The organism is Ruegeria sp. HKCCSP351, from assembly GCF_017872535.1.
Lineage (GTDB): Bacteria > Pseudomonadota > Alphaproteobacteria > Rhodobacterales > Rhodobacteraceae > Ruegeria.
The window spans coordinates 133367-160248 of record NZ_JAEDOV010000006.1; the positions used below are offsets into that span (position 1 = coordinate 133367).

The 26882-nt window shown below is 56.7% G+C and carries 28 protein-coding genes; 11 read left to right on the forward strand and 17 right to left on the reverse strand.

All coding sequences use genetic code 11. The features are described from left to right. Positions 1 to 47: 47 nt before the first annotated feature. From I9182_RS13680 to I9182_RS13695, 4 genes are all read right to left on the reverse strand, one after another. A complete protein-coding gene (locus tag I9182_RS13680; RefSeq protein WP_209598635.1) occupies positions 48 to 686 on the reverse strand; it encodes an acyl-homoserine-lactone synthase in 639 nt (212 codons plus the stop codon). 82 nt (positions 687 to 768) lie between these two features. Next, a complete protein-coding gene (locus I9182_RS13685; protein ID WP_209506490.1) occupies positions 769 to 1488 on the reverse strand; it encodes a LuxR family transcriptional regulator in 720 nt (239 codons plus the stop codon). A gap of 367 nt (positions 1489 to 1855) precedes the next feature. After that, entirely contained in the window at positions 1856 to 3139 is a 1284-nt protein-coding gene (gene ccrA, locus I9182_RS13690; RefSeq protein WP_209506493.1) for a crotonyl-CoA carboxylase/reductase, read from the reverse strand. A gap of 134 nt (positions 3140 to 3273) precedes the next feature. Further along, positions 3274 to 4638 carry a 1-acyl-sn-glycerol-3-phosphate acyltransferase gene (locus I9182_RS13695; RefSeq protein WP_209598636.1) on the reverse strand — a complete coding sequence of 455 codons (1365 nt, stop codon included), beginning with the start codon at positions 4636 to 4638 and terminating at the stop codon, positions 3274 to 3276. A gap of 51 nt (positions 4639 to 4689) precedes the next feature. Between I9182_RS13695 and I9182_RS13700 the strand changes: the two genes are divergently transcribed. The 3 genes from I9182_RS13700 to deoD all read left to right on the forward strand — a co-directional run bounded on the left by I9182_RS13700 (position 4690) and on the right by deoD (position 7920). After that, positions 4690 to 6750, forward strand: a complete 2061-nt coding sequence (locus I9182_RS13700) for a protein meaA (RefSeq protein WP_280922674.1) — start codon at positions 4690 to 4692, stop codon at positions 6748 to 6750. A gap of 123 nt (positions 6751 to 6873) precedes the next feature. Then, positions 6874 to 7191 carry an H-NS histone family protein gene (locus I9182_RS13705; protein ID WP_209598638.1) on the forward strand — a complete coding sequence of 106 codons (318 nt, stop codon included), beginning with the start codon at positions 6874 to 6876 and terminating at the stop codon, positions 7189 to 7191. An 18-nt stretch (positions 7192 to 7209) separates the two neighbouring features. Then, positions 7210 to 7920 (forward strand): purine-nucleoside phosphorylase, encoded by a 711-nt coding sequence (deoD, locus tag I9182_RS13710; RefSeq protein WP_209598639.1) that lies wholly within the window; start codon positions 7210 to 7212, stop codon positions 7918 to 7920. A gap of 24 nt (positions 7921 to 7944) precedes the next feature. Here the strand turns inward: deoD and I9182_RS13715 are convergent, their stop codons facing one another. The 12 genes from I9182_RS13715 to I9182_RS13770 all read right to left on the reverse strand — a co-directional run bounded on the left by I9182_RS13715 (position 7945) and on the right by I9182_RS13770 (position 17089). Further along, complete coding sequence (locus I9182_RS13715) at positions 7945 to 8808, reverse strand: DUF1989 domain-containing protein (RefSeq protein WP_209598640.1); 864 nt, start codon at positions 8806 to 8808, stop codon at positions 7945 to 7947. A gap of 290 nt (positions 8809 to 9098) precedes the next feature. Then, positions 9099 to 9239, reverse strand: coding sequence for a hypothetical protein (locus I9182_RS13720; protein WP_209506507.1), 141 nt, complete (start codon positions 9237 to 9239; stop codon positions 9099 to 9101). Between the two features lie 122 nt (positions 9240 to 9361). Beyond that, entirely contained in the window at positions 9362 to 10141 is a 780-nt protein-coding gene (locus tag I9182_RS13725; RefSeq protein ID WP_152456842.1) for a succinate dehydrogenase iron-sulfur subunit, read from the reverse strand. A 31-nt stretch (positions 10142 to 10172) separates the two neighbouring features. Continuing rightward, the gene (locus I9182_RS13730) at positions 10173 to 10799 is read right to left on the reverse strand and encodes a sulfotransferase (protein WP_209598641.1); all 627 of its coding nucleotides are present in this window, start codon (positions 10797 to 10799) and stop codon (positions 10173 to 10175) included. A 96-nt stretch (positions 10800 to 10895) separates the two neighbouring features. Next, positions 10896 to 12701, reverse strand: coding sequence for a succinate dehydrogenase flavoprotein subunit (gene sdhA, locus I9182_RS13735; protein ID WP_209506511.1), 1806 nt, complete (start codon positions 12699 to 12701; stop codon positions 10896 to 10898). 18 nt (positions 12702 to 12719) lie between these two features. Continuing rightward, positions 12720 to 13091 carry a succinate dehydrogenase, hydrophobic membrane anchor protein gene (sdhD, locus tag I9182_RS13740; RefSeq protein WP_209506513.1) on the reverse strand — a complete coding sequence of 124 codons (372 nt, stop codon included), beginning with the start codon at positions 13089 to 13091 and terminating at the stop codon, positions 12720 to 12722. Positions 13092 to 13104: 13 nt separating this feature from the next. After that, positions 13105 to 13491: a succinate dehydrogenase, cytochrome b556 subunit gene (gene sdhC / locus I9182_RS13745; RefSeq protein ID WP_209598642.1), complete on the reverse strand. Its 387-nt coding sequence runs from the start codon at positions 13489 to 13491 to the stop codon at positions 13105 to 13107. A gap of 215 nt (positions 13492 to 13706) precedes the next feature. Beyond that, entirely contained in the window at positions 13707 to 14369 is a 663-nt protein-coding gene (locus tag I9182_RS13750; RefSeq protein WP_209506517.1) for a DUF1194 domain-containing protein, read from the reverse strand. A 54-nt stretch (positions 14370 to 14423) separates the two neighbouring features. After that, positions 14424 to 15452 (reverse strand): MaoC family dehydratase, encoded by a 1029-nt coding sequence (locus I9182_RS13755; protein WP_209506519.1) that lies wholly within the window; start codon positions 15450 to 15452, stop codon positions 14424 to 14426. Beyond that, positions 15452 to 15658: a DUF1737 domain-containing protein gene (locus tag I9182_RS13760; protein WP_209506521.1), complete on the reverse strand. Its 207-nt coding sequence runs from the start codon at positions 15656 to 15658 to the stop codon at positions 15452 to 15454. The genes I9182_RS13755 and I9182_RS13760 overlap by 1 nt, the downstream gene beginning before the upstream one ends. A gap of 12 nt (positions 15659 to 15670) precedes the next feature. Then, positions 15671 to 16225 carry an NnrU family protein gene (locus tag I9182_RS13765; protein WP_209506524.1) on the reverse strand — a complete coding sequence of 185 codons (555 nt, stop codon included), beginning with the start codon at positions 16223 to 16225 and terminating at the stop codon, positions 15671 to 15673. A gap of 6 nt (positions 16226 to 16231) precedes the next feature. Next, the gene (locus I9182_RS13770; protein WP_209598643.1) at positions 16232 to 17089 is read right to left on the reverse strand and encodes a CoA ester lyase; all 858 of its coding nucleotides are present in this window, start codon (positions 17087 to 17089) and stop codon (positions 16232 to 16234) included. A gap of 169 nt (positions 17090 to 17258) precedes the next feature. Between I9182_RS13770 and I9182_RS13775 the strand changes: the two genes are divergently transcribed. Then, a complete protein-coding gene (locus I9182_RS13775) occupies positions 17259 to 17564 on the forward strand; it encodes a hypothetical protein (protein ID WP_209598644.1) in 306 nt (101 codons plus the stop codon). Here I9182_RS13775 and I9182_RS13780 read toward each other — a convergent pair whose 3' ends face one another. Beyond that, entirely contained in the window at positions 17565 to 18320 is a 756-nt protein-coding gene (locus tag I9182_RS13780) for a sulfite exporter TauE/SafE family protein (protein WP_209598645.1), read from the reverse strand. A 161-nt stretch (positions 18321 to 18481) separates the two neighbouring features. Between I9182_RS13780 and mdh the strand changes: the two genes are divergently transcribed. The 7 genes from mdh (at position 18482) to I9182_RS13815 (ending at position 26879) form a co-directional block, all read left to right on the forward strand. Then, positions 18482 to 19444 carry a malate dehydrogenase gene (gene mdh, locus I9182_RS13785; protein ID WP_209506532.1) on the forward strand — a complete coding sequence of 321 codons (963 nt, stop codon included), beginning with the start codon at positions 18482 to 18484 and terminating at the stop codon, positions 19442 to 19444. A gap of 308 nt (positions 19445 to 19752) precedes the next feature. Next, a complete protein-coding gene (sucC, locus tag I9182_RS13790; RefSeq protein ID WP_209506535.1) occupies positions 19753 to 20946 on the forward strand; it encodes an ADP-forming succinate--CoA ligase subunit beta in 1194 nt (397 codons plus the stop codon). A gap of 97 nt (positions 20947 to 21043) precedes the next feature. Further along, the gene (locus I9182_RS13795) at positions 21044 to 21871 is read left to right on the forward strand and encodes a glycosyltransferase family 25 protein (protein WP_209598646.1); all 828 of its coding nucleotides are present in this window, start codon (positions 21044 to 21046) and stop codon (positions 21869 to 21871) included. A 13-nt stretch (positions 21872 to 21884) separates the two neighbouring features. Further along, a complete protein-coding gene (gene sucD / locus I9182_RS13800; protein WP_209506539.1) occupies positions 21885 to 22766 on the forward strand; it encodes a succinate--CoA ligase subunit alpha in 882 nt (293 codons plus the stop codon). A gap of 122 nt (positions 22767 to 22888) precedes the next feature. Continuing rightward, positions 22889 to 23386 carry a DUF805 domain-containing protein gene (locus tag I9182_RS13805; protein WP_209598647.1) on the forward strand — a complete coding sequence of 166 codons (498 nt, stop codon included), beginning with the start codon at positions 22889 to 22891 and terminating at the stop codon, positions 23384 to 23386. Next, a complete protein-coding gene (locus I9182_RS13810) occupies positions 23383 to 23925 on the forward strand; it encodes a DUF805 domain-containing protein (protein WP_209598648.1) in 543 nt (180 codons plus the stop codon). The genes I9182_RS13805 and I9182_RS13810 overlap by 4 nt, the downstream gene beginning before the upstream one ends. Continuing rightward, entirely contained in the window at positions 23922 to 26879 is a 2958-nt protein-coding gene (locus I9182_RS13815) for a 2-oxoglutarate dehydrogenase E1 component (protein ID WP_209598649.1), read from the forward strand. The genes I9182_RS13810 and I9182_RS13815 overlap by 4 nt, the downstream gene beginning before the upstream one ends. The last annotated feature ends 3 nt before the right edge of the window (positions 26880 to 26882 follow it).

Here is a 26882-nt window from a genome sequence, read left to right on the forward strand (position 1 = left end):
AGGGCCGCGCCAACCATCACCAGATGCGGAATTGCGTTTTCCGGCCCTTAGGCAGACAAGGCAAATCGGTGCAGTTTGGATCGCCCGAAAGCCGCCCTGAACCACATGCGCGAAAGCTCACGCGGAATGCCTGCCCGTTCAGCCACGCGGTTGCAATCATCCGCTGAATAGGGCCACAACCCAACCGAGATCTGGTCACGCCCTTTGCCTTGGGTTCCAAGAACCTCGGGGGACGACCCGATCAGACGATAGATCCGGATCATACGGGCATCAAAAACACCGGCAATATGCGTCAGGCCAAAGCCTTCCATCATCTCGCCCCCGCTTAGCATTATGGCCCCGGCAGTGTGCGGGCTGGCTGTGCGGGACAGGCAGAACCAGGTCACCTCCCAGATCAGCGGGCTGCAAATCGGCTTGCCACTGTTGAGATGCCCAAACACCTCATTGATCATTACCCGGCCGGTTGTCGGCAATACCCGCATCGACCCGCCATGGCTGCCATCCGGTTCTTCCCAGATGACATATAGCGGGTTGAGGTCATCGTACTCATCCCGCTCTTCTCCTTTTTTGTTGACATGGACGTCCCACCCCAACCGGGTTTTGAACTGATCTGCGCGATCCTTGAACATCCCCTCAGCCAGAGTCGGAAATCTGTGTAACTCATCGGCATATAGATAACGCAACATGACTTTTCCCCTTGTCGTCCTGTGCAGGAACGAAGGGGGTACAGAGTCGTGGTTAATATTGCGTTTTGAGTACGCTCTGCCCTTAAACCACTATTAATCCCCGGCTGAGTGCCGTTGCGATTGCGTGGGTCGTGTTAAGGGCTCCGAGTTTCGATCGGGCGCTTTCAATGTAAACGCGTAGCGTATGTTCGGAAATCGACAGGGAATGCGCCACCTGAGCACGGCTGTAACCCAGTGCCAAAAGGGTAATAGCGTCGATTTCACGGGGCGACAGGCCTCGCGTGGCATCCGGTTGCCTGTCCTTTTCAAACTCCAGCGCTTTGCGGTTGATGTAGTGCGCGACAAGAATCAACTCGCGCCCGTAGGTCGAGATGAAGGTCTGCCAGGTTTGATCGTCGCAACTATGATTAACGGTAAAAAGAGCGAACTGGCCGTTTGGACCTCGAATCGGAATTGAGTATCCCTGATTGCCGACCCCATGGTCGTGGGCATCCTGAAGGAATGATTTGGCCACCTTGCTGGACCAGTCCAGCGACTTCCAGTCAACCGGGTGAAATCGCTGGAAACACCCCAGAATTACAGGATCGATCCGATGATAGTTTTTTTCCCTGTATCGTTCGTCCCAGGCGTCTGAGTATGTCGTATACCCGTATTGGTCCCCTGCGCCGTCAACCCAGTGATATGTCAGATGTGCAACCTTCAAAGTGTCTCGCAGACACTCGGCGACGATGCTGAGCTCTTCAAGCGTGCTGGTGTTTTCCAAATCCTGCAGGATTTGACCCAAATCGGTTTTCGTTCCCATCCGCGGGCGCCCGTGCCTCGTTCTTCAGGGACGCGATCTCGGCCGCGGCAATCAGCCTTGTATCATCAAGCTGTTCTGCAAGCGCGCTCAACCCATTCGCAACGGCGAAAGCGTTGAGGTCCGATAGTACGTCCAATATCCACTCATTTTGCGCCATCAGGGTCTCTCTGAAACAGTTAACGAAGCGTTAACACAACCATAACATGTATGAACTTTTTCGACCTATTCACCGGTTTCTACTCCCCAAAAATAGCGGGGGTAAAAATCGCAAGCATCTGAAAGCATGAAACAGGCCTGCAAACAGCAAACCACCCGCGAACTGACAGTGCGATTCGCGGGTGGTTTTTGTCTAAGGTCCTGAACTTTATCAGCCTGCGTCCAAAACTTCCTCGAGGGTGCGCAATCCGGTACGCGGTGCCTGAACAAGCACAGACATGTTGCCCGGCTTGTGTTCATTTCGCAGCATTTTCATATGTGCTTCCGGAAGGTCGTTCCAGGCAAACACCTCGGACATACAGGGATCCAGGCGGCGCTCGACCATCAGCTTGTTCGCCGCTGCCGCCTGTTTCAGATGGGCAAAATGCGAACCCTGCAGGCGTTTCTGGTGCATCCACATGTAACGCACGTCGAATGTGCAGTTGAACCCGGACGTCCCCGCACAAATCACAACCATGCCGCCTTTTTTCACCACGAAGGTCGAAACCGGAAAGGTGCTTTCGCCCGGATGCTCGAACACCATGTCGACATTGTTGCCCTTGCCGGTGATGTCCCAGATTGCCTTGCCGAACTTGCGGGCCTCTTTGAACCATTCGGCGTATTCGGGCGTATTGACCGTGGGCAGTTGACCCCAGCAATTAAAATCGCGGCGGTTCAAGACCCCCTTTGCGCCCAGACCCATGACGAAATCACGCTTGCTTTCGTCCGAGATCACCCCGATCGCGTTTGCCCCGGCTGTGTTGATCAACTGGATTGCATAAGATCCCAGACCGCCCGAGGCACCCCAGACCAGAACGTTCTGACCCGGTTTCAGGTCGTGCGGTTCGTGACCAAACAGCATACGATATGCCGTCGCGAGTGTGAGCGTGTAACACGCCGCTTCTTCCCAGGTCAGGTGCTTGGGGCGCGGCATCAACTGTTGAGCCTGAACGCGCGTGAACTGGCTGAACGAACCATCAGGCGTTTCATAACCCCAGATCCGCTGACTGGTCGAATACATCGGGTCACCGCCGTTGCATTCCTCGTCGTCGCCATCGTCCTGGTTGCAGTGGATGACAACTTCGTCGCCAACCTTCCACCGCTTGACCTTGTCGCCAACGGCCCAAACGATACCCGATGCATCAGAGCCCGCGATATGGTACGGCGCCTTGTGGCCATCAAAGGGGCTGATCGGCTGGCCCAGAGCAGCCCAGACACCGTTATAGTTAACACCTGCCGCCATCACCAGAACAAGCACCTCATTGCTGTCCAGCGTGGGTACATCGACCACTTCCTGCTGCATCGCAGTATTTGGCTCGCCGTGGCGTTCCTTTCGGATGGCCCAAGCGTACATTTGTTTCGGGACATATCCCATTGGAGGGATCTCACCCATTTCATAGAGGTCTTTTTCGGGTGCCTCATACGACGCGATACCGGTTTCGGTGTCCAAAGCCATGCTGGCCTCCTTTTTCAATACTTTTGCCGCGACGCAGAATCGCGTGCTTTATCAGATGAAATATTGGCCACTGCGAAATATTGCAACCTGTTTCGATGAAAAATTGTAATTTTATGACCCAGCGGTTGCAGAAATTATTTTGCAGGCGCAGAATTTGAGGGGCGCGCAGAAACCGGTACAGATGCCGCATAATACTCCAGCAGATCACCGCGTTGCCCAGATGCAGAAAGAATATCTCCCTGCCGCTTGAGAATCCGTCGTTCAATCAACTGGTCCAAAGCGCTTGATATGTCCGGCGCATTGTCTTGGCTCTGCCTACCGTCGCGTTCCATCATCGTCTGAATACAGGACCGCAGATCCTGTTCCGCCATCTGCCCATTGTCACGTATCAGCAAACAGGCCGCAGGGGCCGGAACCAACGGGATCGCGTACTGGATACGCTGCATCAATGTGCGCGCCAGATCAGTCATCATATCGTCACTGCCTTCGGCCCGGAACTCTTTCAGGGAAATCGGCATTCCGTACCGGACCGATGCCAGCCCAAACCGCTTGTAGCGTCCGATCACTCGCCGCCAGAACTGCTTGAAAATCCATCGCGCGATGACCCCGATCCGCGCCCGAAAACGACGCTCTTTTCCCAGTGCCGCACGGGTAAGAATAGTGTCTTCAAGCACACGGTCATAATTCAAAGCGACGGGAACAAATACGACATCACGCCCCTGCGACGTCGTCCCATCCATTATGTATTTGAGCAACCCAAGCTTTGGGCGGGCGAGCGCTCCTGTCAGGCTTAAGCCACCTTCTGGAAACATGGCTTGCGTCACACCGGCTTCGGTCGCATGGCGCACATAGGTGGACAGAACCTGCCGGTAGAGCTCGCTACCCGACTTGCGCCGGATAAAGTAAGCCCCCATTGCCCGGATCAACCGGCTCAGCGGCCAAACCCGCGCCCATTCCCCTACTGCATAGGACAAAGCAGAATGCGGGGCCGCCAGATATGTAACCAACACGTAGTCCATATTGCTTCTGTGGTTCATCACAAAAACAACGGTTGCATCAGGGTCAATAGTCCTGACCGCGTCTTCGTCTTCGTAGCTAAGCCGCACTTCGTAGAATGTGTTGCTTAGCAGCCGGGCCAGCCGGATCGCAAAACTGAAATAGGCGAAGGCGGAAAAGGACGGTACGATCTCGCGGGCATAGCGGCGTGCCTGCTCGGACGCAACGGCTTCGGGTATTCCGGCTTCAAGGGCGTGATGCTGGACCGCTTTTCCGACCTGTGGATCATAAATCAGCCGTTGAATCATGTCGTGCCGGCGGGCCAGCTTGAACGGTTGGATCGGACGTTGCAAGCGCTGGTTCAATCGCGCCACGGCACGTTCCAACCGGCGGCGGAAGAACCACCGGACTGACGGGAACAGGAAATGTGAAGCGAAAGTAACCATGGCAAAGACCACGATCAGCACAAAAAGCCAAAGCGGAAGTTCCACGGTTTGCGTCATGGCCGCACCTTGCCACCAAACGCAGCTGCTCACAATCTGAACAATTGCAGGATGCCGCAACGCAGCGAATTGACATGTCCCGAAAATTGCGCTTTAGAACCCGTAGACGTAATTTTATTGCCCACCGAAACGCGAGGCCCCTTCATGACGCAGATGCAGAAAGATCGCCCCTGGCTCATCCGGACCTATGCCGGTCATTCTACCGCCAAGGCCTCGAACGCGCTTTATCGTGGCAACCTTGCCAAAGGGCAAACCGGTCTTTCGGTTGCATTCGATCTGCCCACCCAGACCGGATATGACAGTGACCATACCTTGGCACGTGGCGAAGTAGGCAAGGTCGGGGTGCCCGTTTGCCATTTGGGCGATATGCGTGTTTTGTTCGATCAGATTCCATTGGAACAGATGAACACGTCTATGACGATCAACGCCACCGCCCCTTGGTTGCTTGCCCTTTACATCGCAGCGGCCGAGGAACAGGGCGCTGACGTTTCCAAGTTGCAGGGCACGGTCCAGAACGACCTGATCAAGGAATATCTGAGCCGGGGCACTTATGTTTGCCCGCCAAAACCGTCGCTCAAGATGATCGCGGACGTGGCCGAGTATTGCTATACCAATGTTCCGAAATGGAACCCGATGAACGTGTGCTCGTATCACCTGCAAGAGGCGGGCGCGACGCCAGAGCAGGAGCTGGCGTACGCCCTAGCCACTGCCATCGCCGTGCTTGACGAATTGCGCCCACGAGTACCTGCCGAGGATTTCCCGGCGCTCTGCGGCCGGATTTCCTTTTTTGTGAATGCTGGAATCCGCTTTGTCACCGAAATGTGCAAAATGCGTGCCTTCGTGGATCTTTGGGATGAGATTCTGCAACAACGCTATGGTGTTGAAAATCCGAAGTTCCGCCGATTCCGGTATGGCGTGCAGGTGAACTCTCTGGGTCTGACCGAGCAACAGCCTGAGAACAACGTCTACCGGATCCTGATCGAGATGCTGGCCGTAACCCTGTCGAAGAATGCACGCGCCCGTGCGGTGCAGTTGCCCGCCTGGAACGAGGCGCTTGGCCTGCCACGCCCTTGGGATCAGCAATGGTCCATGCGGATGCAGCAGATTCTGGCCTATGAAACTGATCTGCTGGAATTCGATGATCTGTTCGATGGCAACCCGGCTGTTGATGCCAAGGTCGAAGAATTGAAAGCAGGTGCACGCGCAGAATTGGCCAACCTGGATTCAATGGGCGGTGCGGTTGCGGCAATCGAGTATATGAAATCCCGCCTTGTGGATTCCAACGCTGAACGTCTGAACCGGATCGAACGCAACGAAACCGTCGTCGTCGGCGTGAACAAATGGATGGAAGGCGAGGCTTCGCCCTTGCAGACCGAAGATGGCGGCATCATGGTCGTTGATCCTGCGGTAGAACAGGAACAGATCGACCGCCTGAACGCGTGGCGGGCTGAGCGCGACGAAGCGGCTGTTGCAGCGACCTTGGCTGCGTTGCGCCAGGCGGCTCAGACAGGAGCGAACGTCATGGAGCCGTCCATTGCCGCTGCCAAGGCGGGTGTGACAACCGGGGAGTGGGCCGAAGAGATGCGCAAGGTTTTCGGCACTTATCGTGGCCCGACCGGCGTTTCCGGTTCGGTCTCGAACAAGACCGAAGGGTTGGATGATTTGCGCGCGGCGGTTGATGCCGTCAGCGACAAACTGGGACGGCGCTTGAAATTCCTGGTTGGAAAACCGGGGTTGGACGGCCATTCCAACGGCGCCGAACAAATAGCGTTCCGTGCCCGCGACTGCGGCATGGATATCAGCTATGAAGGTATCCGGCTGACCCCGGAAGAAATTGTCACCTCAGCCCGCGATGATGACGCACATGTCATCGGGTTGTCGATCCTGTCCGGTAGCCATCTACCTTTGGTCGAAGATGTTATGGATCGGCTGCAAAAGGCTGGCCTGTCTCACATTCCCGTGGTTGTTGGCGGAATTATTCCGGATGAAGATGCCGCAAAATTGAAAGCCATGGGTGTAGCCAAGGTTTACACCCCCAAAAACTTTGAACTTAATGCGATCATGAGCGATATTGTAACGCTGGTAGACCCCAAAAACCTCGCAGCCGAGTAACTGAGGTTTTAGGCTCCTAATTCCCCGTTTCTTCCCTTTGGATATTTGGGATGGAATAAACCATTCGTTAGAATTACGGTGCGCGCTCAAGTGCACCGTAAATATATCCTTCGGAGATGAATGATGGGGATCAATCTTGAACAGATGTCGCGTAAAGACCTTATGGCACTGCGTGACGATGTCGAAAAAGCCTTGGTAGGAGCCGAAAAACGCGAGCGCCGTGAGGCATTGAAAGCCGCTGAAAAGGCCGCCGCGGAATTCGGGTATTCGCTGTCCGAGCTTTCAGGCGACGCACCCCGCGCATCCAAGCAAAAGAAAAAAAAAGAAAAATACCGCAATCCTGCCAATCCGGAACAAACCTGGACAGGTCGCGGCCGCAAGCCGAAATGGGTGCATGATGCGTTGCAGGCGGGTGCCGATATTTCCGATCTTGAAATCTGATCAGGGCGGATCAAAACAATGACAATTCATATAGGCGCTGAAAAAGGCGAAATTGCAGAAACTGTTCTATTACCCGGAGATCCTTATCGGGCGAAATGGGCAGCCGAGACGTTTTTGGACGATGTGAAACAAGTCAATAACGTCCGGGGGATGCTTGGGTTTACCGGAAATTGGAAGGGAAATCCTGTAACGATACAGGGTAGCGGCATGGGAATGCCCTCGCTCTCTATTTACGTAAACGAGTTAATTCGTGATTACGGTGCAAAAACCCTGATCCGAATTGGGTCGTGTGGCGGAATGCAGGACAGTGTCAAAATTCGAGACGTCATTCTGGCAATGACCTCGACAACGCTAAGCACGCCGTCACGCGGTATCATGAAAGAACTGAACTTTGCGCCCTGCGCCGATTGGAGTTTGTTGCAGGCGGCAGCAAAGGCGGCGGCTGCCAAAGGGACTCCTACCCATGTCGGTGGGATTTATTCTTCGGACGTTTTCTATGATGAGCGCCCGGACCTGAATGAACAGATGGTGCGTCACGGGATTCTTGGCGTCGAAATGGAGGCGGCCGAGCTCTATATCCTGGCAGCGCGCCACAAATGCCGTGCTCTGGCAGTTCTCACTGTTTCCGATCACCTTCTGACGGGAGAGGCTCTGCCATCCTCGGAACGTGAAAGCAGCTTTGGAGACATGGTGGAAATCGCGCTACAGGCCGCATTCCCAGGCAATTAACAGTAAGGTGGGTTCCCGCCGATCCTAACGCCCGTGCGTGCGATCATAGCCATTGCGCGCCGGGCTTTCCCAGCCATCCAGGTCTGTGGCCGTCGCGGCAAATGTTTCGACCAACAAGGGATAACACGCGGCGGTGTCAGAGGAATGTTCCGAGGAACAATCCCCACCCGGACAGGCGCTGAGATTGCCAAGCAAATCGATCTCGGCAAAGAATTCCAGATAGTCGCCGGGGCGAACGGGCGATGCTTTCATGAAATACTGCCCTGTATCCCGAGTGAAACCGGTACACATGAAGACGTTCAGAACGTCGTGCACCGCAGGTTCGGCCTCATCCATCGGGATATTCAGATGATCCGCCAGCGCGCGGGTCAGGTTGGAATGGCAACAGTGGTGATACTGCGTGCCGGACAACAAGTTGCCCGTATATGGATCACAACGCGTGCCTATCACGTCATGAACCGATCCCCCGTAGGCATCGATCCCGTACCACTCCAGTGTATCCGCTATGATGGTGGCCATCGGGCGCAGATGTGGGAAACTGGACCACATCCGCTCTCCCGTGGTCAGGTGCGTGCCATGCAGAGCCCGCGTCTTTCCGGAATAAAAGCGCTCCGACAAATCATTGCGGTTCCACAAATTCAAATCGCCAACCTGCGGGCCTTCAACCGATGTGATGCGAAAGAAATGCCCGGCAGGTACATCAAAGCAGCGCGCCTCACGCGGAGGAACCAGGACTTCGCCGGTTTTGGCTGCCCGTCGGCGCACAGATCTCATCCAGGGCAAATCTGGTCGCGGCAATGCATCGTTCGGATAACAAATGACAGGGGCGACCGATCGGCGGGCTTCGGCATCTTCGGGAGGGCGGGCAATATTCTCAGAACCGGTCATGGCGTGCAGAGTGGCGGATTCTCTGGCTCGCGAAAAGCCCTATATTCAACCCTCACTTCCCTTAAGACAGCGCATAGGTTGGTCCGTCGCAGCGTCTTCCGCTCCACAAAAGCTGCACCGCCAGATGCCCTGACGTCTGTCCTGCCGCCAGCGACAATCACGTGTCAGCGTTGAATGGCGCGAGCGCCAAAAAAAATAGGCGAACACTGCGGCGGCCAACAAAAGCAGAAGAACAGGCATTCCTCTGCTTTGCCGATTGACCAAGGTTTTTCAAGGGCTGTCGTATTTGATCAGGCCGCGTTTGCGTATTCGAACAGCTCGGGCTCTTTGTCGGCTTTAACCGGCTCCGGTGTGTAGTAGGCCCATGCCTGCTCCAGAAGATTCAGGGCCTCTTTAGCGTCGATTTTTTGTTTGGAAGTGTTTGTATTCATCGGAGTGATCCTGACTCGAACTCATCACTCCTCCCTGACCAAAAAATAAGGCAATGCAGCCGGGGCTACATCGCCTTATTTTGCAAGATCGACATGCGCTTACCGCAATGCGGCGCAGGTGCTTAAACCGCGCGTTCAACCATCATCTTCTTAATCTCGGCAATCGCCTTGGCCGGGTTCAAGCCTTTGGGACAGGTCTTGGCGCAATTCATGATGGTGTGGCAGCGATAGAGCTTGAACGGGTCTTCCAGCTCGTCCAGGCGCTCGCCCGTGGCCTCATCCCGGCTGTCGATGATCCAGCGATAAGCATGCAGCAGAGCAGCAGGGCCAAGATACCGGTCGCCGTTCCACCAGTAGCTGGGGCAAGAGGTCGAGCAGCTGGCGCACATCACACACTCATAGAGACCATCCAGCTTTTTCCGGTCTTCGATCGACTGCTTCCATTCCTTTGCAGGGCGGTTGGTCTTGGTTTCCAGCCACGGCATGATCGACGCATGCTGGGCATAAAAATGGGTCAGATCAGGGATCAGATCTTTGACCACAGGCATATGCGGCAGCGGGTAGATTTTCACGTCGCCCTTGATCTCATCCATACCATAGATACAGGCCAGCGTGTTGATCCCGTCGATATTCATTGCGCACGAGCCGCAGATGCCTTCACGGCATGATCGGCGAAATGTCAGGGTCGGGTCGATTTCGTTCTTGATCTTGATCAGCGCGTCCAAAACCATTGGCCCGCACGTGTCCATATCGACAAAGTAGGTATCGACACGGGGGTTCTGACCATCATCCGGGTTCCAGCGATAGATCTGGAACTTGCGCACATTGGTCGCGCCATCCGGCTTGGGCCAGGTCTTGCCGGTCGTAATCCGGGAATTTTTGGGCAGGGTCAGTTGAACCATGTCAATTCTCCATTCAGCACAAGGCCGCCTTTCAGCCTGTCCGGGCGCGCTGGGACGCCCCTCGGTTATAATGCCCCCAATGGGCGATGTTCACGTCAAAATCCGGCGCGAGCCAGTCCGCAACGCGTTGCGGATCATCACAGTCGATATCAAAGCGCAGGAAGCGCGGGTTGCCGTTAAAATAGGCTTCTACCTCGGCATGGTGCACATCATACATATGCGCCCAGCCGCGTTTCACTTCATCCACACTCAGGCCATTGGCTTTGCAACACCGATCCAGATACCCGCCACCGGAATGGTTGGCACGCGAAACAATCCAGTCATCCTTGTCCCGTGTGTTCAGCAAGAAATAGGCATCCGGGTAAGCAGCATGCAATTCACGGAAGAAACGCGCCCCGTCCAGCATGAAGCGGGGATTGACAAAAGCGATGTCTGTGAAGGCCCGCACCGCTCCGAACCCGTCCAGTGGTCGTCGCCCCATGGCAATGTTGGTCAACATCCGGTGCGCAAGATTTCGACCTTGGTCATCTTCCCAATGAACCGACGGTATCCCGCTGTTCTGGAACAGTCTGTGAAACGAGGTCGTCGCACAGCGGTTCAGCCCGATCAGGATAATCTTGGGATCGCCTGAACCGGATTGCAGGACCTCGACCGTCATGACAAGCACCGGACACGGATCGACCGCTGGCCAATGGCCGTTGCGGTCTTTGTGTGTATTTGGCGCTTGCTCACCATTGCCTGCTGTCCGAGCCTTTTAGAACGTACGTGCCTTGGGCGCGATTTTCTTCAGGCTGATGCCACCTTCGTCTTCGGTCGTCAGCGGATCGACGATCACGGGACGATAGCTGAGCTCAACCTTGTTGCCTTCGACCCGGCTAACCGTATGAACGCGCCAATTTTCGTCATCACGTGCAGAGAAATCCTCGTGCGCGTGGGCACCACGGGATTCTTTGCGCGCCTCTGCGCCGACGATCGTGGCCAGCGCGTTGGGCATCAGGTTGGTCAGCTCCAGCGTTTCCATCAGGTCACTGTTCCAGACCAGCGACCGGTCGGTGACTTTCAGATCGTCCATCTTGGCAGCGATTGCCGTCATCTTCTCGACGCCTTCGGCCATGGTCTTGGCGGTACGGAACACGGCAGCATCCGCCTGCATGGTTTTCTGCATTTCAAGCCGTAATTCTGCGGTCGGGATGGAACCGCTGGCGTTGCGCACCGCGTCGAACCGGTCAAAGGCCTTATCGACCGATACCTGGTTCAGAACCGGGTTCGCAGCTTCCGCATCCACGACTTTGCCTGCCCGGATCGCCGCCGCGCGGCCAAAGACCACAAGGTCAATCAGCGAGTTCGAGCCCAACCGGTTCGCGCCGTGGACCGAGGCGCAACCGGCCTCGCCCACTGCCATCAGGCCCGGCACCACAGCTGTCGGGTTCTCGGCCGTTGGGTTCAGAACTTCACCCCAATAGTTTGTGGGGATACCGCCCATGTTGTAATGCACGGTTGGCAGAACCGGGATCGGTTCCTTGGTGACATCCACGCCGGCAAAGATCTTGGCGCTTTCCGAGATGCCGGGCAGACGTTCTGCCAAAGCCTCGGCTGGCAGGTGGCTGAGGTTCAAGTGAATATGATCCCCTTCCGCACCGACACCACGGCCTTCGCGGATTTCCATTGTCATTGAGCGCGAGACATAGTCACGCGGCGCGAGGTCCTTGTACTGGGGCGCATACCGCTCCATGAACCGTTCACCTTCCGAGTTGGTCAGGTAACCACCCTCGCCACGCGCTCCTTCAGTGATCAGACAGCCCGAACCGTAGATGCCGGTGGGGTGGAACTGAACGAATTCCATATCCTGCAAGGCCAGCCCGGCACGGGCCACCATGCCGCCGCCATCGCCGGTGCAGGTATGGGCCGAGGTCGCGCTGAAATAGGCGCGGCCATAACCGCCGGTCGCCAGCACAACCATCTTGGCATTGAAGACATGCATCGTACCATCGTCCAGCTTCCAGCAGACAACACCCTGACACTGGCCGTCATCGGACATGATCAGGTCGATGGCGAAGTACTCGATGTAAAACTCAGCATTGTTCTTCAGCGACTGACCATAGAGCGTATGAAGGATCGCATGGCCGGTCCTGTCCGCAGCGGCACAGGTGCGCTGTACTGCCGGGCCTTCGCCGAATTCAGTGGTGTGACCACCAAATGGGCGTTGATAGATCTTACCTTCTTCAGTTCGGCTGAACGGAACGCCATAGTGTTCCAGTTCGTAAACAGCCTTGGGTGCTTCCCGTGCGAGATACTCCATCGCATCGGTGTCGCCCAACCAGTCCGAGCCCTTCACAGTGTCGTACATGTGCCACTGCCAATGGTCGGGGCCCATATTCGACAGCGACGCGGCAATGCCACCCTGCGCGGCCACGGTATGAGAACGGGTTGGGAAAACCTTGGTCACGCATGCCGTGCGCAGACCTTGCTCCGCCATACCCAATGTCGCCCGCAGACCGGCCCCACCGGCGCCGACAACGACCACGTCATATTCATGCGTTTCGTATTCGTATGCAGCCATTTCTTTCAGCTCCGGGAATTAAAGGGCAATGCGCGCGATGGCGAAGATGCCGGCCGCAGCCGCACCGTAGGACAGGCAGGTCACCAGAATGATCAGGACCTTCTCAAGCGTGCCGTGAACATAGTCTTCAAGCATCACCTGCGCACCGTCCGCAAAGTGTTTAAAGCCAACCGCCAGCGTCAGTGCTGCCACGATGGCAGGGAAAGGTCGCGAGTAGTAGTCAAGAACGACTTCGAATGGCTGGCCCAGGATCGGACCAAAGGTGAATACAAACAACGGCACAAGGATCAGCAAAGCAACCGAGCTGACTTTCATCGCCCAGAAATGGGCAGTGCCGGATTTCGCCGAGCCAAGTCCAGCGGCGCGTTTGCGGTCGGTCAGATAACGCATGTCAGGCCTCCAATCACGCGACGAGGACAAGGGTCAGAAGGGTCAAAACGACTGATCCGATGACAACAGCCCAACCCAGTTTGGTCGCCGTCGGAATATCCAGACCAACCGCATTGTCCCAGATCAGATGCCGCACACCGGCCAACGTGTGATACCAAAGCCCCCAAACGGACAGCGCCATCGCAAGGTCTCCAAGCATCGAGGTTATTACCCCATTCGCTACTGCAAACGCTTCGGGCGAGGTTGCTACGGCCAGAAACCACCAGACGATCAACAGAGCTGCGAGCAGAAGGGCGTTACCGGTGATGCGCGTCAGGATGGACGTGATCGACGTCAGCTGCGGGCGATAAATCGACAGATGCGGCGAAAGTGGGCGATTGCCCCGATTTACATCGGCCATGGCGGCTCCTTTTCGGTTGGCTACCGAACGTTTTACTGGTTTTTGCGACACTGTCACGTGCTGCGAGTGCAAAAACCATCAAATTGCGCTCAATTACACGGATAAATCAATTATGTGATCACACAAAATAATCTCGTGATCACATATTACATTCCGCGCTGTCAATGTTAGCGTTTTCAAGGCCGAAGAGATGTGATCACGAATCTCTCAAACCGTCATTTCAGGTCTGCCGTTTGCCGCGTCACTTCGCGCAGCAGTTTTCGGCGAATTCGTTCCGGGTAATCCGCGAACCCGGTGGCAGAAACGACAAAGGCACCTTCGCCCACGATGACATTCTCAAAGAAATATGCCGTCAGGTCCGGTTCGCTTTCCTCAATAGCCAGCGCGTTGACAACGATCCCCTCGGCGCGCAGGGCCGCATGAACCCGCGTCGGTTCAATCCCTTCATTGGACACACCGTCCCCTGACAGGTCAATCAGATGCCGTCGGCAGTCGGAAACCGAATCGAATGAACTCAGGGTCATTTGAAGCGCCTCGCCGATAGCCGTCGAAAAATTCCGCCAGATGCGCGGATCGGCGGCAACCTGGCCTGCAAACTGATCCAGCGTGGCGAAGCTATCGATATGTGTCCAGGGAATAGTGATCCGCTGGCGCGATGAGCCGGTCCATTGCACCAGCATCAGCCGCGCCTGCCCCCGCACCAGTGCCTCGGACACGATCGGGTCGCGCAAACCGGCGGCCAACCCATCCATCTGGATGCGGTATTCGCTGCTATCGACCGAACCAGAAACATCCACGGCCAAAGCCAAGGCCAGATCGCAGGCCTGAGCCGCCGGTGCCAGAATAACGCTGGCCAATATCGCGCGTAGCAGGTTCATTGTGCAAACCTATCACGCCTTGCAAGCCGTGGCGTCACATATCCGTCAGATCGCTTATTTGGGCATCAATGCCCAATAGTCGAGATCCAGCAGAACGTCTGGCAGGTACCGCCCTTCTTCGTTCTTCAGCTTGAACGGATCACCTCCCTTGGTCGCGACCAGACGCAATCGTACTGCGCCTATGCCGGGAACCCCAGTTTCCGCTTTGTCCAGAACTTCGGACCATGCCTTGATCGTATCACCCGCAAAACAAGGGTTAGCATGGGCGCCACCATTCAAGCCGACAATCATCTGCGCATTTGCAAGGCCATTGAAGGACAAAGTCCGCGCCATCGAGATTACATGCCCACCATAAATGAGCCTGCCTTCCGGACGGAACGTCAGGTCGTAATGCACCTTGGCGGTGTTCTGCCACAGACGTGTGGCAAGCATATGTTCGGCCTCTTCGACGGTGACACCGTCCACATGATCGATGGTTTCACCGATCTCATAATCGCCCCAGCGATGCACCTCGCCCGCAAGGCCAAAATTGTAGTTTGAAAAATCAAGCCCTTCCGGCACGATCAGGTCCTGCGGATCAAGGGCCGCCTTCAAATCAGGAACAACTGTCTCGGGCGCGGGTGCATCTACGTTTGCCTTGCGCACCATGACCCAGCGCACGTATTCAAGAACCACCTCGTTCAACTGGTTCAGCCCGCGTGTACGAACCCAGACAACACCGGTTTTTCCGTTGGAATTCTGCTTCAGGCCAATAACCTCTGATACGGATCGCAGCGTATCGCCAGTATAAACGGGCTTCAGCCAACGGCCTTCGGCATAGCCAAGATTGGCAACCGCGTTCAAGGAAATGTCAGGCACGGTTTTGCCGAACACGATGTGGAACGCGGCCAGATCATCAATCGGGCTTTCCGGCAACCCACAGTCCCGGGCAAATTCATCCGAAGAGTAAAGCGCATGACGTGCGGGATAAAGCGCGTGATACAAGCCGCGCTCTCCCTCGGTCACGGTGCGAGGTACTGCATGCTGCAACACCTGCCCTACAGAATAGTCCTCGAAAAATCGGCCCGGATTAGTTTTCGCCATTACTGCTGTCCCAGTTTCATGTCGGGGGAATAATCGGCCTCGACCTCTTTGGTCACGGCCTGCGCACAACGCATTACGTTGCCGTTGGCATCAAAGGCGTAAGCCGGGTCGCCATACAGCTCCCATCCCTTTGACAGGGCGTCGGACACCTTGTGACAGAAGGCCGAAGTGTCTTCTTCGGTCAGCAAGCGATAAAGTTTCGACATCAAATCAAATCCTTATGAGCCGAACGGAGATGGGCCAACCAGCCCGTGGATGTATCCGATAATTCCCATCAGAACGATCGAAGCCACAAAGAACATCGCATCCTTGCCGTAAGTGCCAGGCTCTGCCGGGGTCCACTCGGGTTCAGACTTGTTGATTACAATGACTTCGACCACCGCCCAGGCCAGAAGGCCACCAAACAGAATGATCGAGGCCAGATCGCCGTTCACCAACAGGTGCGCAAAAGCCCACAGCTTGAACCCGCCCAGCATCGGGTGGCGCAGCTTGTTCAGCAGCCGGCCTTTTGTGCCCGCAGGGCTCATCATATAAATCGCGATCAAAACCAACAGGTTGTTGACGTGAACCAGAAAGGTTGGCGGCGCCCAAACATGGATGAAGTCGGTCATGCGATACCCGAAGATCATCAGTAGGATCGACGCGACCAAAGCCAGGGCAACAGCGCCTTTACCCGCGTCACCCATTGCGGCGCGGCGTTCAGGTGCCACACGTTTGAACAGATGCGCCCCCCACCACAGCGCCACACCCAAGATCAGAAGAACAAAGCCCATGCTGGCCTACCCCGCTTGCAAAGCTAATATCGCCTCTGCTTTTGCCAGAATTTCGCGGGCAGTTACAACGTGCAGATTTTCAACAATCTTGCCATCAACAACGGCGACCCCTTGGCCAAGGGCTTCGGTCTCTTCAAAAGCCGAGATCTGGCGGCGAGCCAGGTCGATCTCATCGTCCGATGGCGCGAAGGCGGTATTTGCCACTTCGACCTGGGCCGGGTGGATCAGCGTTTTACCATCAAAGCCCATATCGCGGCCTTGCGCACATTCGCAAGCCAGACCTTCGACATCCTTGAAAGCGTTGTAAACGCCGTCGATGATGATCAGCCCTTCGGCCTTGGCGGCCAGCAAGCACAGCCCTAACGAGGTCATCATCGGAAGGCGATCTGGGCGGAAGCGGGTTTGCAGCTCTTTCGCCAGATCATTTGTTCCCATTACGAATCCAGCCATCAGCGGATGCGCGGCTATTTCTGCCGCGTTCAACATTCCACGCGGGGTTTCCATCATGGCCCAGATCGGCAGATCTCCGGTGATTGCTGCCAGCGCATCCACGTCAGCCGCCGAATTCACCTTAGGCAACAGGACCACGTCGGCGTCCATGTCACGCACAGCCTCGGCATCCGCACGGCCCCATTCAGTGTCCAACCCGTTGATCCGTACGATTTTGACCCGCGCCCCGTACCCTCCGGCAGCCAAAGCCGCCTTGAGCGTTTCGCGCGCATTGTCCTTTTCGTCGGCTGCGACCGCATCTTCGAGATCAAAGATGATTGCATCTACCGGCAGAGTGCGGGCCTTTTCCAAAGCCCGATCCCGGGACCCGGGGATATAGAGAACCGAACGATAGGGGCGCTGACGAGGATCCATGAACCACTCCCATTGTAATAAAGTTGCGCGGAATGGGGCATTTTTTACCGGAAAGTTCAAGCCAAAAATTGCCGCACCGCAGCAAACAGGACGCAACGTGCTTTGCCTTAACTGAATTTCGGCCCCTGCGCCGCACCCTGACCGGCAGAGAGAACCGAAAGGATTCGGGATGCGAAAGACAATGTTCAAGATGACGATGGGACTTGGGATCATGGTTCTGGCGGCACAACAGGTACAGGCCCAGGGGCAAAACTGCGCACCGCGAGAAGATGTGCTGACAAGATTGACTGACACTTATGACGAAACGCGCAGGGGCTATGGTCTGGCCCAGCAAGGCGCGGTCATGGAGCTTTTCGCCTCAACTCAACGCGGCAGCTGGACCATCACGGTGACCTTTCCCAACGGGGTCACCTGCCTTGTCGCTTCGGGGCAATCTTTCGAGGCTGTAGCCGAAGCGCTGCCCCCGAACGCCTGATCAGGTAAGTGCGTCCCAGATCAGCTTACCGCCGGTAAGGGTCAGCAACACATAGGCAATTCCAAAGAACAGGCGTTCGGACAACAAGAAATGTGCGCGGACGCCCAGCCAGGCACCGAGAACAGCAAACGGTGTTAACAGCATATCGGCCCATGCCGTCTGCCATGTGAACATGCCCAGATAAGCGTAGGGTACGAACTTTGCGATATTTATCACCCAGAAAACCAATACTGTACTGGCTTGAAACTCGGTCTTGGTCAGCCGTTGGGACAATAGGTAAACGGCAGCCGGAGGGCCTCCGGCATGGCTGACGAAGCTGGTGAATCCCGCGACCAGCCCTGCAAACAGGCCAGCGGAGGGTGGCAACCGTCTGGCAAACCCGCGCACCCAGCCTTTTGACTGTGCGATGTGCCAGATCACAAACCCAACAGAGATGCCGCCGATCAGCAGGCGCAGCAGGTCATCATCCGTTGAACGGTAAAGCCACGCCCCCATTGCCACACCGGGTACAGCACCCAGGATCAGCACGCGTGCATCCCTCCAGCTCCACCGCTTCCAATAAGGGCCCAAAGTGGCCACATCGATCACCATCAGAATCGGCAGCATCAGGGCAAGGGCTTGCCCGGGCGTTAGGATCAAGGCCAGAATCGATGATGACGCAAAGGCTACGCCCGAGCCGAAACCGCCCTTCGAGATTCCCGCAAAAATCACCGCCGGGATCGCCACAGCAAAAAACATCAGGTTCAATTCGAACATCCACCAACCCCGGTTTTGGCTTGTCTCAAAGGCCCTTTAGCGCAACCACATAGGGTCTCGCAAACGGTATGCGGTTGTATGCCACGTCGCAGAACTCTTGCCTAATGCCGTTTTAGCGAATAGCACAGCCGCGATTTCAAAACCGACTGGAGATATTCCAAATGGCCAGACCCAAGATTGCGCTGATCGGCGCGGGGAACATCGGCGGCACGCTTGCACATCTTGCAGCTGTCAAAGAACTGGGTGACGTTGTCCTGTTTGACATCGCTGACGGGCTGCCACAGGGCAAGGCGCTCGACATCGCCGAGTCAGGCCCGTCCGAAGGCTTTGACGCAACGATGAAAGGCACCAGCGACTATGCTGATATCGCCGGGGCGGATGTTTGCATCGTGACCGCAGGCGTAGCCCGCAAGCCGGGCATGAGCCGCGATGACCTGCTGGGCATCAACCTGAAAGTCATGAAATCGGTCGGCGAAGGCATCGCAGCACACGCGCCCGATGCGTTCGTGATCTGTATCACCAACCCGCTGGACGCCATGGTCTGGGCGCTGCGCGAATTCTCGGGCCTGCCGCATAACAAAGTCTGCGGCATGGCTGGCGTGCTGGATTCAGCACGTTTCGCGCATTTCCTGTCGGAAGAGTTCAACGTCTCGATGCGCGATGTAACCGCGTTCGTATTGGGCGGCCATGGCGACACCATGGTGCCGTCGGTTCGTTATTCGACCGTTGCCGGTATCCCGCTGCCTGATTTGGTTGAAATGGGCTGGACCTCGCAAGAAAAGCTGGATGCCATCGTACAGCGCACCCGTGATGGTGGCGCCGAAATCGTCGGTTTGCTGAAAACCGGATCGGCTTATTACGCGCCCGCCACCTCGGCGATCGAAATGGCCGAAGCCTATCTGAAAGACCAGAAGCGTGTTCTGCCTTGTGCGGCGTACTGCAGCGGTGAGTTGGGTGTTAACGGCCTTTATGTCGGGGTGCCGACAGTCATCGGCGCTGGTGGCGTCGAGCGCATTGTGAACATCAAACTGAACGAAGACGAGCAAGCCGGCTTCGACAACTCGGTCAACGCCGTGAAAGGCCTGATCGAGGCTTGCAAGGGTATCGACAGTTCACTGGCATAAAACTGCCAGACAATCCGAATTTGAGGCCGGCCCAATTCTGGGCCGGTTTTCATTTACCACCCTGGAACCCGGCCGCATATGTTGGCGCAAACGTCCCAAATCCCTTTTTTCGAATGTGATTTCAAAAAACTGTGCAGGAATATCGAATCAATCGATGACACTCGAATTTTTGTGATCACACCCTAAAAACCCGTGATCACAAATGTCGAAAATCTTCGACAATTTCCCGTCGCAGGTCAAAAAACCCTTTAAATTTGCCCGCTAGACACGCCTATAACGGTTAAACGCAGTCAGACGGGACAATTTCGATGAACATTCACGAATATCAGGCCAAGGCTCTTCTTCGCAGCTACGGCGCTCCGGTCTCCGATGGTCGCGCCGTATTGCGCGCCGAGGAAGCCAAAACCGCAGCCGGTGAACTGGATGGGCCGCTTTGGGTCGTCAAGGCGCAGATTCACGCGGGTGGCCGCGGCAAAGGCTCGTTCAAAGAAGCCGATGCTGGTGAAAAAGGCGGTGTCCGGCTGACCAAATCGGTCGAGGAAGCGGCCGAAGAAGCCAAGAAGATGCTGGGGCGCACTCTGGTCACCCATCAGACGGGTCCGGCAGGCAAGCAGGTCAACCGCATTTATATCGAAGCCGGTTCCGGCATCGAGCGTGAACTGTACCTGGCTCTGCTGGTGGATCGTCAGACCAGCCGTATCTCGTTTGTCTGCTCGACCGAAGGCGGTATGGACATCGAAGAGGTTGCCGCCGCGACGCCCGAGAAAATCCTGTCCTTCTCGGTTGACCCGGCCACCGGCTATCAACCCTACCACGGTCGCCGCATCGCGTTTTCGCTGGGGCTTGAGGGCGCGCAGGTCAAGCAATGTGTCAGGCTTATGGGCATCCTCTACAAAGCCTTCGTCGAGAAAGACATGGAGATGCTGGAGATCAACCCGCTGATCGTATCCGACAGCGGCGACCTGAAAGTGCTGGATGCCAAGGTCGGCTTTGACGGCAACGCGGTCTACCGTCACCCCGATATTTCCGAACTGCGCGACACGACCGAGGAAGACCCCAAGGAACTGGAAGCCAGCAAATACGACCTGAACTACATCGCACTGGATGGTGAGATTGGCTGTATGGTGAACGGTGCCGGTTTGGCGATGGCCACGATGGACATCATCAAGCTTTATGGGGCCGAACCTGCCAACTTCCTCGATGTGGGCGGCGGTGCGACCAAAGAGAAGGTGACCGAAGCGTTCAAGATCATCACCTCGGACCCACAGGTCAAAGGCATTCTGGTCAACATCTTCGGCGGCATCATGCGCTGTGACGTCATCGCCGAGGGCGTGGTGGCTGCGGTGAAAGAGGTCGGCCTGCAAGTTCCGCTGGTCGTGCGTCTGGAAGGCACCAATGTCGAGAAAGGCAAAGAGATCATCAACAATTCGGGTCTGGACGTGATCGCGGCAGACAACCTGAAAGACGGTGCCGAGAAGATCGTGAAGGCGGTTAAAGGGTAAGCAAGTTGCTGTGGAGTGGGCTACAGGCCGACCCCACGGCAACTATAACCCAAGTTTATCTGTTTCACGCGGGAAATCGAAAGAAACAACCGATCTGATGACCATCCCCATCTTCCTCATAGGTCTTGAACGCGCCACCGGGCGGGCGCGTTTGATGGAGCAGGAGCTGCAAAAGGCAGGCCTGTCGGCGACGCGCGTTAATGCTGTTGATTGCGATGCCGCCACCCGTGAGGATTTCCTGCGCGAATGCCGGGCCGAGGGGCCGTGGGGCTATTTCCATACCAAGGACATGGCCTGCACTCTCAGCCACGCCAAAGCGTGGGAGGCCTTTGTCGCCTCTGGCGCGGAACAGGCCTTGATCCTTGAGGATGATGTTTTCCTGTCGCCAGAACTGGCGGATTGGTTGAACGATGCATCCTGGTGGCCAGAGGATGCAGATATCGTGCGGTTCGAACGCTGGCGCAGTACAAAGCTCTACCTCGCACTTGAGCGCAAAAGCTCATCCCATCTGGGTCGGGAACTGCGCCTGATGCACTCACGCCACCCCGGAGGTGCAGCATATGCGTTGACCCGGCAAGCGGCAGAACACTTTCTGGCGCAAAAGCCCTATGATATCACGCTGGATGGCCTGTTGTTCAACCCGTCAGCCTCGCCTGCGGCGCGTCAGGTCAATGTCTATCAGGTGGTCCCCGCGATGGTCGAGCAAGGCAACGAAGCGCCGGGCGAAATCCAGATGGGTGCCCCCCGCGAACGCCCTTCGGGCTGGCCGCTGGTCCGACAAAAAATCAGGCGCGGTATCGCCGAAATCAGCAGCGGCCTGCGCACGACGGCCAATCTGGCCCTCGGTCGCGCCACGCTTCAGAAAATTACCTATGCGCCGCAGGTTCTTCCAGCGGCAGAACCCTATCAATCCAACACCGCCTAGAGAAAGGGACAAAATGGCAGTCCTCATCGACGAAAACACCAAAGTGATCTGTCAGGGCTTTACCGGCTCGCAAGGTACATTCCACAGCGAACAGGCCATTGCCTATGGCACCAAGATGGTTGGCGGCGTAACCCCGGGCAAAGGCGGGATGGAGCATCTGGGCCTGCCCGTGTTCAACTCGGTCCACGAGGCAAAGCACGTGACCGAAGCCAACGCATCGGTGATCTACGTACCGCCTCCATTCGCGGCGGACTCGATCCTCGAAGCGATTGATGCCGAGATGGAAGTGATTGTCTGCATCACCGAAGGCATCCCGGTTCTGGATATGATGAAGGTGAAACGCGCGCTGGAAGGCAGCAAGTCGCGCCTGATCGGCCCGAACTGTCCCGGTGTCATCACGCCCGACGCCTGCAAGATCGGCATCATGCCCGGCCATATTCACAAACGCGGGAGCGTGGGTGTCGTTTCCCGCTCGGGTACACTTACTTATGAAGCCGTGAAACAGACAACGGACGTAGGACTGGGCCAGTCCACCTGTGTGGGCATTGGCGGCGACCCGATCAAAGGAACTGAGCATATCGACGTGCTGGAATGGTTCCTGGCGGACGACGAGACCACGTCGATAATCATGATTGGCGAGATTGGTGGTTCGGCCGAGGAAGAGGCCGCACAGTTCCTGGCGGATGAGGCCAAGAAGGGCCGCAAAAAGCCGGTTGCAGGTTTCATCGCAGGGCGCACGGCCCCTCCGGGCCGCCGCATGGGCCACGCAGGTGCCATCGTCGCTGGCGGCAAGGGCGGTGCCGAGGACAAGATCGAAGCCATGCGCTCGGCCGGTATCGTCGTGGCCGAAAGCCCGGCACAGCTGGGTGAGGCTGTGTTGGAAGCGATTGGGTAAGTGATGGCTGCCGGTCGCACATGTGTGCAGAGGGCAGCGCCCGACTGCGGGTGGGTGCAACGCACCCGCCCATGGGGCGGTCGGGCGCTGCCCCGGCAGTGCCGCCGAGTAAGTGAGTGTTAATGGGGCCGAAACAAGCCATATCGACTGGTATTCGAAAAGCACTCGTCTTTTCAGGCAGGGCTACGCGCGCCGAGTTTTGGTGGTTCGCACCTTTGGCGGCTATGCTGCCAATAATTGTAACTCTGCATCTTGACTGGCGTGTTTCCTTCGGCTGGGGAATCGGGCGGTTGATAGTGGTGATGGCAACCTCTATCCCTTTGCTCGCGGCTATGAGCCGACGGTTACAAGATACTGGAGAAGATGGTCACCAGGCCCTGTATCCTTTCATGCCAATTATACTCATCTGGATTGGGCACCAGGTCTTCTTGTTGTTCAGTTTATTGATAGGTGGGCCAATTTTGTGGCTGATCTTGGCATTCCTGACCCTTGGGCCGATGTTTCTAGCGGCACTCGTCGCGAGTGTGATGGTAACAGCAAATATCATCGGAATGATGCTGGTCGCGTCTGAGCCGGGGAACAACCGGTTTGGTGTACCAAATGGAGAAGTGACCGCATGACCTTCTCCGACGCCATCCGCACCTGCTTCTCCAAGTTTTTCACCTTCTCAGGTCGCGCATCACGCCCCGAATACTGGTTCTTTTTCCTGTTCATCGTGATCTGGAACATCATTGCCGGGATCATCGACTGGCAGTTCTTCACGCAGGTCGCGGTGACGGAAACCGAAACCTCGAAATCCGTGTTGGCCACGTCCTCGCAACCGGTGCAGGGCATCGTCAGCCTGATCGTCTTCTTTCCCCATCTGGCAGTTGCTTTCCGGCGGATGCACGATACCGGTCGCAGCGGGCTGTATGCTCTGCTGCCGATCCTGCTGATCCTTGGCGCCGGAGCCGTGCTCGTTTTCGGTATCGGCCTGGCCTCTCATTTCCAGCATGGCGGCAGGCTGGATATCCTGTTCACCCGCGCCACGTTGCTCATCGTTCTTCCGACACTACTGGTACTGGTGGTGTCGCCCCTCCTGGTTCTATGGTGGCTGACACGCCCCAGCCAACCAGGCACCAATCAATACGGTCCCAACCCAACAGAGGTAGCCCTATGACCGAACATTCGCCCAATTCCGCCTTTCATGCCTCAAGCTTCATGCAGGGGCATAATGCCGAATATCTGGAGCAGCTTTACGCGCAATACACAAAGAACCCCGGTGCGGTGGATGCCGCATGGGGCGCGTTCTTTGATGCCATGGGCGATGCCGCACCCGATGTTCAGCGCGAAGCCGACGGTCCGTCCTGGGCGCGCACCGACTGGCCGCCGATGCCTGCAGATGACCTCACGGGCGCTCTGACCGGGGAATGGGCCGAGATTGACGCCAAAGCGGCGGGCAAGAAGATCAAGGACAAGGCGGCTGACAAGGGGGTCGAGGTCAGCGATGACCAGATCAAGCGTGCGGTGCTGGACAGTTTACGGGCACTGATGCTGATCCGGGCCTATCGCATCCGGGGCCATCTGGCCGCAGATCTGGACCCGCTGGGCATGCGCGCCGCCAGCACACATCCTGAGCTGGACCCGAAGACTTACGGCTTCACCGATGCCGACATGGATCGCCCGATCTTTATCGACAACGTGCTGGGTCTGCAGGTCGCTTCGATGCGGCAGATCGTTGAGATCGTGAAGCGCACATATTGCGGCACCTTTGCGCTGCAATACATGCATATCTCGAACCCCGAGGAAGCCGCGTGGCTGAAGGAGCGGATCGAGGGCTATGGCAAGGAAATCGCGTTCACTAAAGAAGGCCGCAAGGCGATCCTGAACAAAATGGTCGAGGCCGAGGGCTTTGAGAAGTTCCTGCACGTCAAGTACATGGGCACCAAGCGGTTCGGTCTGGACGGTGGCGAGGCGCTTATCCCGGCGATGGAACAGATCATCAAGCGCGGCGGTGCACTTGGCCTCAGTGACATCGTCATCGGGATGCCGCACCGGGGTCGCCTGAACATTCTGGCCAATGTGATGGGCAAGCCATATCGCGCGATTTTCAACGAATTCCAGGGCGGTAGTTTTAAACCCGAAGACGTGGATGGCTCTGGCGATGTGAAATATCACCTCGGCGCCTCTAGCGATCGCGAATTCGATGGCAACAGTGTGCACCTGTCACTGACTGCCAACCCCTCTCACCTTGAGGCGGTAAACCCGGTGGTTCTGGGTAAGGTTCGCGCCAAGCAGGACCAACTGGGCGACACGGACCGTACCAGGGTCATGGCGATATTGCTGCACGGTGATGCGGCCTTTGCCGGTCAGGGTGTTGTGGCCGAGGGCTTTGGCCTGTCCGGCCTGAAAGGGCACAGAACCGGCGGCACCATGCACATCGTGGTCAACAACCAGATCGGGTTCACTACCGCGCCGCATTTTAGCCGCTCAAGCCCCTATCCCACCGATATCGCGCTGATGGTCGAGGCCCCGATCTTCCATGTGAACGGTGACGACCCCGAGGCGGTAGTTCACGCCGCGAAGGTGGCGACCGAGTTCCGCCAGAAGTTCCATAAAGACGTGGTTCTGGACATCTTCTGCTATCGCCGGTTTGGCCATAACGAGGGCGATGAGCCCATGTTCACCAACCCGATCATGTACAAGAAGATCAAGACCCATAAGACAACGCTTTCCTTGTATACCGAGCGGCTGGTCAAGGACGGGCTGATCCCCGAGGGTGAGATCGAAGATATGAAGGCCGCCTTTCAGGCCCACCTGAACGACGAGTTCGAGGCCGGGAAAGACTACAAACCCAACAAGGCCGACTGGCTGGATGGGCGCTGGTCGCATCTTGACAAGAACAAGGACGATTATGTCCGGGGTGAAACAGCGATCTCGGCAGAGACACTGGCGGAAATCGGAGCCGCACTGACCAAAGCTCCTGACGATTTCGCAATGCACAAAACCGTTGGGCGGTTGCTGGAACATAAGAAGCAGATGTTCGAGACCGGTGCAGGTTTTGACTGGGCCACGGGTGAGGCACTGGCGTTTGGATCGTTGCTGACCGAAGGATATCCCGTGCGTCTGGCCGGGCAGGATGCAACGCGGGGCACGTTCAGCCAGCGTCACTCTGGGTTTGTTCATCAGGAAACCGAAGAACGGTATTACCCGCTTAACAACATCCGTGCCGGGCAATCCCAATACGATGTTATCGACTCGATGCTGTCCGAATACGCGGTGCTGGGTTTCGAATACGGCTATTCGCTGGCAGAACCTAACGCTCTGGTTCTGTGGGAGGCGCAGTTCGGCGACTTTGCCAACGGTGCGCAGATCATGTTCGACCAGTTCATCAGCTCGGGTGAAAGCAAGTGGCTGCGGATGTCCGGTCTGGTCACATTGCTGCCACACGGGTTCGAAGGGCAAGGCCCGGAACACTCGTCAGCGCGTCTGGAACGGTTCCTGCAAATGTGCGGTCAGGACAACTGGATCGTGGCGAATTGTACGACACCGGCGAACTATTTCCACATCCTGCGCCGTCAGTTGCACCGGACCTTCCGGAAGCCACTGATCCTGGTGACACCAAAGTCACTGCTGCGTCATAAGCTGGCCGTCAGCACGGCGGATGACTTCACCACTGGGTCCAGCTTCCACCGGGTGCTGTGGGATGACGCGCAGAAGGGCAACTCTGACACCAAGCTGGTGGCCGATGACAAGATCAAGCGCGTCGTCATGTGTTCCGGCAAAGTCTACTTCGACCTGCTGGAGGAACGCGATGCGCGTGGCATCGACGACATCTACCTGATGCGGATCGAACAATTCTATCCGTTCCCGGCACATTCACTGATCAACGAGCTCGAACGGTTCAAGAATGCCGAGATGGTCTGGTGTCAGGAAGAGCCCAAGAACCAGGGTGCGTGGACCTTTATCGAACCCAACATCGAATGGGTCCTCTCCCGTATCGATGCAAAACACACTCGCCCGACCTATGCCGGTCGCGCCACATCGGCCTCGCCCGCAACGGGGCTGGCCAGCCAACACAAAGCCCAACAAGAAGCGCTGGTAAACGAAGCGCTGAGCATTGAAGGAAAGTAAGCG